The sequence below is a fragment of the Kitasatospora putterlickiae genome, from assembly GCF_039527695.1.
GTDB lineage: Bacteria > Actinomycetota > Actinomycetes > Streptomycetales > Streptomycetaceae > Kitasatospora > Kitasatospora putterlickiae.
Genome location: NZ_BAAAKJ010000178.1, coordinates 10,281 through 18,413 on the forward strand (window position 1 = coordinate 10,281; position 8,133 = coordinate 18,413).

The 8,133-nt window shown below is 71.5% G+C and carries 7 protein-coding genes and 1 pseudogene; 3 read left to right on the forward strand and 5 right to left on the reverse strand.

What is annotated here, in order from left to right; all coding sequences use genetic code 11:
• Positions 1 to 151: 151 nt before the first annotated feature.
• The 4 genes from ABD308_RS17965 to ctaC form a co-directional block, all read right to left on the reverse strand.
• Positions 152 to 1,408, reverse strand: a complete 1,257-nt coding sequence (locus ABD308_RS17965) for a L,D-transpeptidase (RefSeq protein WP_344335589.1) — start codon at positions 1,406 to 1,408, stop codon at positions 152 to 154.
• Positions 1,409 to 1,579: 171 nt separating this feature from the next.
• Entirely contained in the window at positions 1,580 to 1,996 is a 417-nt protein-coding gene (locus tag ABD308_RS17970; RefSeq protein WP_344335590.1) for a cytochrome c oxidase subunit 4, read from the reverse strand.
• Entirely contained in the window at positions 1,996 to 3,771 is a 1,776-nt protein-coding gene (gene ctaD, locus ABD308_RS17975; RefSeq protein ID WP_425554791.1) for an aa3-type cytochrome oxidase subunit I, read from the reverse strand. Before ctaD ends, ABD308_RS17970 begins: the two co-directional genes overlap by 1 nt.
• Complete coding sequence (gene ctaC / locus ABD308_RS17980; RefSeq protein ID WP_344335593.1) at positions 3,768 to 4,622, reverse strand: aa3-type cytochrome oxidase subunit II; 855 nt, start codon at positions 4,620 to 4,622, stop codon at positions 3,768 to 3,770. The genes ctaD and ctaC overlap by 4 nt, the downstream gene beginning before the upstream one ends.
• Before the next feature lie 317 nt (positions 4,623 to 4,939).
• Here ctaC and ABD308_RS17985 point away from each other — a divergent pair, with 317 nt between their 5' ends.
• A complete protein-coding gene (locus tag ABD308_RS17985; RefSeq protein WP_425554792.1) occupies positions 4,940 to 6,382 on the forward strand; it encodes a cysteine desulfurase/sulfurtransferase TusA family protein in 1,443 nt (480 codons plus the stop codon).
• On the opposite strand, the gene ABD308_RS17990 is transcribed toward ABD308_RS17985, so the two are convergent.
• Positions 6,375 to 7,352, reverse strand: a complete 978-nt coding sequence (locus ABD308_RS17990; RefSeq protein ID WP_344335597.1) for a carbohydrate kinase family protein — start codon at positions 7,350 to 7,352, stop codon at positions 6,375 to 6,377. The genes ABD308_RS17985 and ABD308_RS17990 overlap by 8 nt on opposite strands.
• Positions 7,353 to 7,616: 264 nt before the next feature.
• On the opposite strand from ABD308_RS17990, the gene ABD308_RS17995 reads away from it, so the two are divergent.
• Both ABD308_RS17995 and ABD308_RS18000 read left to right on the forward strand, forming a co-directional pair.
• A complete protein-coding gene (locus tag ABD308_RS17995) occupies positions 7,617 to 7,835 on the forward strand; it encodes a hypothetical protein (RefSeq protein ID WP_344335598.1) in 219 nt (72 codons plus the stop codon).
• 107 nt (positions 7,836 to 7,942) lie between these two features.
• A pseudogene (locus ABD308_RS18000) lies at positions 7,943 to 8,133 on the forward strand (ABC transporter substrate-binding protein); the annotation flags it as partial.

Here is an 8,133-nt window from a genome sequence, read left to right on the forward strand (position 1 = left end):
CGCCGGCGTCCCCGACCTGCCCCGGCAGGGCGTCCGGCACCGAGGCGAGCGGCCCGCCCCGGAGCGGTCCGGTCAGGTCGCCCTGGCCGCCGAGGACGGCGCGCTGCGGGTGGCCTACGGGGACGACGCCGCGGCGGGCTGAGGAGCCCCGTCAGAGCTGCGGGGCGATCATCCCGGTGGCGGGCGCCCGGGTGAGCGGGGCGCTGGTGCTGACGGGCCCGCCGAGGGCGCTGTGCCTGACCCACTCGCCCCAGCCGATGTTCCAGTCGCCGAAGCCGTTGCCGAACGGCTCCATGCCCTTGCCCCCGCTGTTCACCACCGTCACCAGGTCCCCCACCCTGGTGTTCTGGTAGAACCAGCGGGCGTTCTCGGTGCTCATCCCGGTACAGCCGTGGCTGACGTTCTCCACGCCCTGGGAGCCCACCGACCACGGCGCGGCGTGCACGTACTCGCCGCTCCAGGTGACCCGGGTGGCCCACTCCACATCGAGGTCGTAGGACTCGTCGCTGCCGGCCGCTATGCCGATCGTCTCGCCGCTCATCCGGACCCTGCGCTCCTGGCCCAGCACCACCTTGACCCCGTTGCGGGTGTCGAAGCCGGGCTTGCCGGTGGTCACCGGCATCGTCCGGACCACCTGGCCGTCCCGCTTGAGGGTCAGTTCGTGGGCGGCCGCGTCCACCACCGTCTCCACCCGCGGACCGATCCGCAGCGCCAGGGCGGCCCGGTCGCCGCCGTACAGGCCCTCGGAGATCCGGCTGCCGGTGGCCTCGAAGGCCAGGCTCACGGTGGTGCCGGTGGGCCAGTAGTCCTCGGGCCGGAAGTGCAGGTTCTCGTCGTCCACCCAGTACCAGCCGCCGGTGACGGCGGGCTGCGAGACGACCGTCAGCGCGCGCTCCACCTCCTGGCGGGCCTGCGGGTCCTTGACCGCCTCGGAGAGCTGGACGGTGAGCGGCTGGCCCACGCCGTAGACGCCGCTGCCGGAGGAGTCCGGGCCGAGCTTGGCGGCCAGCAGGTGCTGGGCGGCCAGGGTGGAGAAGCCGGCGGTGGTCTCGCCGCGCCCGCCCCGGCCGTCGTCGGCGGCGATCCGCACGGTGTAGGAGGTGGCGGCCTTGAGCCGTCCGGTGGTCCGCCAGCTGCGCTGGTCCTCGGAGAGCCGCCCGGCGACCACCCGCCCGTCCGGGCCGACCACGGTGACGTCGGTCAGCCGGCTGCCCGGCTCGGCGGTCACCGTGAGCGGCTGGGCGGGGTCCGCCCGCTCGGTGGCGGACAGGTGCACCAGTTGGGCGGCGTCGACCTTGCGGACCGCCTCGCCCTCCTCGCCGCCGGAGGTGCAGCCGGCCAGCGGGACCAGTACGACGAGGGCCAGCGTGATGCCGCCGAGACCCGCGATTCCGCGTCTGTCGGCCATGACCGCCTCCCGGGGTTTCGCACGATTGGTCAGATCGTAGGAACCGCCTCCGGCCGAGCGACAACCGAACGGGGCGCTGTTGGGCCGACAGGGTGAGGCCGTCACTCCGGGGACGCAACAGGGCCGGGCACCCCGTGCGGGATGCCCGGCCCTGTGGGAGGGAGCCAGTGCCTACTGGTTCTGGTTCTCGCCCCGGTAGAACTCGAAGACCCAACCGAACAGACCGATCAGGATGATCGGCAGCGACCAGAACATCAGCCACCAGCCGAAGATCACACCGAGGAAGGCGAGCGCGCCGCCAACCGCGAGCGAGAGCGGCTGCCAGCTGTGCGGGGCGAAGAAGCCCAGCTCGCCGGAGTCGTCCGCGACCTCGGCCTCGGGGTTGTCACCCGCGCCGCTGTCCACCCGGCGGGCGGTGAAGGCGAGGTAGTAGCCGATGAAGGCGCACAGACCGAAGGCGAGGAACAGCGCGGTGGTACCGGCGGCCTCGATGCCGTGGTCGGAGCTGTTGGTCCACAGGCCGTAGGTGATCGCCATGGCCAGCACGAAGACCGACAGGCCCAGGAAAATCTTGCCCTGTTCCTTCATCAGGCGTCACCCTCCTTCTTGCCCTTGCCCAGCTGCGGGGCGTCGTACTTCGCCGGGGTCACGCCGGCGAGGTGCTTGGCCGGCTCACCGTGGTTCTCCAGGTAGTCCAGCGCGGCGATCTCCGGGTAGTGGAGGTCGAAGGCCGGGGATTCGGAGCGGATCCGGGGCAGGGTGAGGAAGTTGTGCCGCGGCGGCGGGCAGGAGGTCGCCCACTCCAGCGAGCGGCCGTAGCCCCACGGGTCGTCGACCTCGACCTTCTCGCCGTACTTGGCGGTCTTCCAGACGTTGTAGAGGAACGGCAGGATCGACAGGCCGAGCAGGAACGAACCGATCGTCGAGACGGTGTTCAGGGTGGTGAACCCGTCGGCGGCCAGGTAGTCCGCGTAGCGGCGGGGCATGCCCTCCGCGCCGAGCCAGTGCTGCACCAGGAAGGTGGTGTGGAAGCCGAAGAACAGCGTCCAGAAGGTGATCTTGCCGAGGCGCTCGTCCAGCATCTTGCCGGTCATCTTCGGCCACCAGAAGTGGAAGCCGGCGAACATCGCGAAGACGACGGTGCCGAAGACCACGTAGTGGAAGTGGGCGACGACGAAGTACGAGTCCGAGACGTGGAAGTCGATCGGCGGGGAGGCCAGCAGGACACCGGTCAGACCACCGAAGAGGAAGGTGACCAGGAAGCCCACGGTCCACAGCATCGGGGTCTCGAAGCTGAGCGAGCCCTTCCACATGGTGCCGACCCAGTTGAAGAACTTCACACCGGTCGGGACGGCGATGAGGAACGTCATGAAGGAGAAGAACGGCAACAGCACCTGGCCGGTGACGTACATGTGGTGGGCCCACACCGTCACGGACAGACCGGCGATCGCAATGGTGGCCGCGATCAGGCCGGAGTAGCCGAACATCGGCTTGCGGCTGAAGACCGGGATGATCTCCGACACGATGCCGAAGAACGGCAGCGCGATGATGTACACCTCGGGGTGGCCGAAGAACCAGAACAGGTGCTGCCAGAGCAGCGCACCACCGTTGGCCGGGTCGAAGACGTGCGCCCCGAACTTGCGGTCCGCCTCCAGGGCGAACAGCGCGGCGGCCAGGACCGGGAAGGCCAGCAGGATCAGCACCGCGGTCAGCAGGACGTTCCAGGTGAAGATCGACATCCGGAACATCGTCAGGCCGGGGGCCCGCATGCAGATGATCGTGGTGATGAAGTTGACCGCACCGAGGATGGTGCCGAAGCCGGAGAAGGCCAGACCCATGATCCACATGTCGGCGCCGATGCCCGGCGAGCGGACCGCGTCCGACAGCGGCGCGTAGGCGAACCAGCCGAAGTCGGCGGCGCCCTGCGGGGTGATGAAGCCGGCGACCGCGATCAGCGAGCCGAACAGGTACAGCCAGTAGGCGAACATGTTCAGACGCGGGAACGCGACGTCCGGGGCGCCGATCTGCAGCGGCATGATCCAGTTCGCGAAACCGGCGAACAGCGGCGTCGCGAACATCAGCAGCATGACCGTGCCGTGCATCGTGAACGCCTGGTTGAACTGCTCGTTCGACAGGATCTGGGTCCCGGGACGAGCCAGCTCGGCACGCATGACCAGCGCCAGCACGCCGCCGATCAGGAAGAACGCGAACGACGTCGCCAGGTACAGCGTGCCGATCGTCTTGTGGTCAGTGGTGGTGAGCCACTTGATGATGGTGGAACCCGGCTTCCGGGTCCGCTGCGCCCCGACCGTGACGGCCCCGGCGCCCCCGCCGGCCGCGGCGGGCTCGTTGAGGATGGTCACTTCTCTTCACTTCCCATGGTCGTGATGCCGGAGGGCACCGCGCCGGTCTGACCCTTGGCCCGCAGGTCCTTCAGGTGCTGGTCGTACTCGGCACGGTCGACGACCTTCACGTTGAACAGCATGCGCGAGTGGTCGACGCCGCAGAGCTCGGCGCACTTGCCCATGTACTCACCCTTGACGGTCGGGGTGACCTCGAACTTGTTGACCACACCCGGCACGACGTCCATCTTCATCATGAAGTTGATGGGCCAGAAGTCGTGGATCACGTCACGAGAGGTGAGGCGGAACTGCACCGTCTCGTTGACCGGCAGGTACAGGGTCGGCGGCTCGCCGGGGGTACCCACCTCGTACGCGGCCTCCTGGTTGGCCGGGTCCGGAGTCTCGGTGTTCTCGTAGTTGAACGCCCAGCTCCACTGGAAGCCCACCACGTTGACGGTGTGCTGCGGCTTCTCGGAGACGGCGATCAGCTTCGACTCGTCACGGGCGACGAAGTAGAAGAGGACCGAAACGATGATGATCGGGACCGCGGTGTAGAGCGCCTCGATGGGCACGTTGTACCGGGTCTGCGGCGGGACCTGCACGCCGGTGCGGCTGCGCCGGTGGAAGATCACGCTCCAGATGATCAGACCCCACATCAGTACGCCGACCACCAGCGCCGCGATCCAGGAGCCCTGCCACATGTGGAGGACCATCGGCCCTTCCTTGGTGACGGGGCTCGGGAGGCCAAGCCTGGGGAGGTCGTTGGCCGAGCAGCCGGTGGCGGTCGCGATGACGAGGCCCAGTGCCAGCGCCTGAGGCAGCTTCCGCCGCATCGTGCGCCGCGGCGAGCGGTCGGAGCCGTTGGGACTCACGTAGCGCCTTCCCGAAGTCTCGCCCGCCTTCGCGTCGCCCCGGGGAGGCTTCCCCTCCTCGGCGACCCGTCCACGGGCACGGTTTGAATGCTTATGCGGGCCAAACCCTACTCCAGCCTTATGCGCTGCTGACGGGCAGGTCCCGGTAACGCGCCGCCCGAACACCCGATCAGGCCCGGCAGGGGCTGCGCCGCAGGTCATCCTAGACATTCGGGGTCCGTTCGCCCGATCGGGGGATGACCTCGGACCACGTGTGTGACGCCCCGTCGGAGGCGGACGATCCGGACATTCGGGGTGATCGACTGACGGCCATTGAGATGCCGCCGGAGCCCGGAACCGCCCCGGGAGTGTCGTTAAATGTGACCGTGTACTTCGATGTGGCCTCCACCGCACCGCTCCACCCCGTCGCCCGGCAGGCACTGACCGCCGCCCTGGACGAGGGGTGGGCCGACCCGGCCCGGCTCTACCGCTCCGGGCGGCAGGCCCGGATGCTGCTCGACGCCGCCCGGGAGACCGTCGCCGAGGTGCTCGGCTGCCGGGCCGACGAGATCTCCTTCACCGCCAGCGGCACCCAGGCCGTCCAGCTCGGCGTGCTGGGCGCGCTGCACGGCAACCGGCGGCGCGGCCGGCACCTGGTGCACTCCGCCGTCGAGCACTCCAGCGTGCTGCACACCGCGGAGCGGCACCAGGCGGCGGGCGGCGAGGTGGCCGCGGTGCCGGTGGACCGGCTCGGCCGGGTCGACCCGGCGGCGTTCGCGGCGGCGCTGCGGCCGGACACCGCGCTCGCCGTGCTGCAGTCCGCCAACCACGAGGTGGGCACCGTGCAGCCGGTCACCGAGACGGCCGCGCGCTGCGGGGACGTGCCGCTGCTGGTGGACGCCGCGCAGAGCGCCGGGCGGATGGACGTGCCGGCCGGCTGGTCGCTGCTGGCCGCCAGCGCGCACAAGTGGGGCGGGCCGGCCGGGGTCGGGGTGCTCGCGGTGCGCAAGGGCGTGCGGTACGCCTCGCCGCTGCCCGCCGACGAGCGCGAGGGCGGCCGGGTGCCGGGGTACGTCAACGTCCCGGCGATCGTCGCGGCGGCGGCCTCGCTGCGGGCGGTGCGGGCCGAGGCGGAGCGGGAGAACGCCCGGCTGCACGAGCTGGTCGAGCGGATCAGGGCCCGGGTGCCGCGGCTGGTGCCCGAGGTCGAGGTGGTCGGCGATCCGGTGCGGCGGCTGCCGCACCTCGTCACCTTCTCCTGTCTGTACGTGGACGGCGAGGTGCTGCTGGGCGAGCTGGACCGGGCCGGGTTCGCGGTCTCCTCCGGTTCCTCGTGCACCTCCTCCACGCTCACGCCGAGCCATGTGCTGGCGGCGATGGGGGTGCTCACCGAGGGCAACGTCCGGGTCTCGCTGCCGTTCGGCACCGCCGAGGCGGACGTCGAACGGTTCCTGGCCGTGCTGCCGGAGGTGGTGGCGGGCGTCCGCGCACCGCTGGGGCTGGACCTGGCGCCGCCGGCGCCCGCCGGGGAACCGTCCGGCGGGACCCTCGTCCTCGACGCGCTGGGCAAGCGGTGCCCGCTGCCGGTGATCGAGCTGGCGAAGCGGATCGGCGAGGTGCCGGTGGGCGGGACGGTCGCGGTGCTGGCCGATGACGAGGCGGCCCGGCTGGACGTCCCCGCCTGGTGCGGGATGCGCGGACAGGAGTACCTGGGAGAGGCCCCGGCCGCCGAGTACGGCGGCGACCGGGGCTCGGCCTACCTGGTGCGGCGGGTCAGCTGACCAGGTGCGCGCGGACGTCGGCGCCGGCGGCCTCGCCGTAGGCGGCGGTGAAGCGCTCCAGGAAGTCGTGCGGGCGCAGCTCGTACTCCTGGGTGCCGACGGTCTCGATCACCAGGGTGGCGAGCATGCAGCCGAGCTGGGCGGCGCGCTCCAGCTCCAGCTCCCAGGAGAGGCCGGTCAGGAAGCCGGCGCGGAAGGCGTCGCCGACGCCGGTCGGGTCGGCCTTGGCCTTCTCGGGGGCGCAGCCGACCAGCACCGGGGCCTCGCCCTTGCGCTCGATCCGGACGCCCTTGCTGCCCAGGGTGGTGATCCGGGTGCCGACCCGGGTGAGGATCTCCTCGGAGTCCCAGCCGGTCTTGGACTCGATCAGCGCGGCCTCGTACTCGTTGGTGAAGAGGTACGCGGCGCCGTCGACGATCTCGCGGATGTCGTGGCCGTCGAGGCGGGCCAGCTGCTGGGAGGGGTCGGCGGCGAAGGCGTAGCCGCGGGTGCGGCACTCCTGGGTGTGGCGGACCATCGCCTGCGGGTCGTCCGCGCCGATCAGCACCAGGTCGAGGCCGCCGACGCGGTCGGCGATCGGCTTGAGCTCGATGTTGCGGGCCTCGGCCATCGCGCCGGTGTAGAACGAGGCGATCTGGTTGTGGTCCTCGTCCGTGGTGCACATGAAGCGCGCGGTGTGCCGGGTCTCGGAGATGTGGACGGACCGGCAGTCCACGTTGTTGCGCTCCAGCCAGCTGCGGTACTCCGCGAAGTCCGCGCCGGCCGCGCCGACCAGGACCGGGCGCAGGCCCAGGACGCCCATGCCGAAGGCGATGTTCGGCGCGACGCCGCCGCGGCGGATGTCGAGGGTGTCGACCAGGAAGGACAGCGACACGGTGTGCAGCTGCTCGGCGACCAGCTGGTCGGCGAACCGGCCGGGGAAGGTCATCAGGTGGTCGGTCGCGATCGAGCCGGCGACGGCGATACGCACGGGGTCTCCTCAGGATGGCGGCGGGGCCATGGGACAACGGGGTGGAACCCACCCACGGTACCCGGCGGAGGCGGGGCGCCAGCAAGACAGCGAGGCCGGCCGGGCCGGTCCGCTGTCACCCGTCGTCCCCGAATGTGTACTACCCGCCGGTAGCCCTGGTGGGCTCCGGCCGGCCCGGCCTAGGGTCGCGGGGAGGGGCCCTGCCGGCCCCCGCCCAGGCCGTGGCGCCGCTGCCACGGCACCGGTGGATCGGAGTGATGGCCGATGATGCCCAGTCACCACCCTCGGCGGGTTCCGTCCGCGCCGCGCGGCGACGCGGACGGCGAGTCCTTGGACGCGCTGGTGGACTCCTCCCGCCGGCTGCGGCGGTTCTGGCCGCTGCTGGCGGGCGGCCGCCAGGACAGCGCGCCGGTCCGGTCCGGCTTCCGGGTCTCCTCGGGGGCTCAGCGGCTGGTCGCGGGGATGCCCGAGTACGGGCCCTGAGCACCTCCGACCGCTGAGGGGGCGGGAACCGGAACGGTCCGGAGCACGTCACATCCGCGCGGTGCGGCCGGCACGGCGCGCCGCTGAGCCCTCGGGAGGATGTGCAGATGGATCTGGAGACCATGCCCCGGCGTTCCGGCCGGGTGCGCGCGACGGCGTTGGCTGGCCTGGCGCTGGCGGCCGCGGCCGTGCTGGCCGGATGCGGCGGCGGGACCGGGACGGCCTCGGACACCGCGTCCGCCGGCGCGGAGCGGGCCCCGGCGAGCGCGTCCGCCTCACCGGCCACGACCGCCACGGC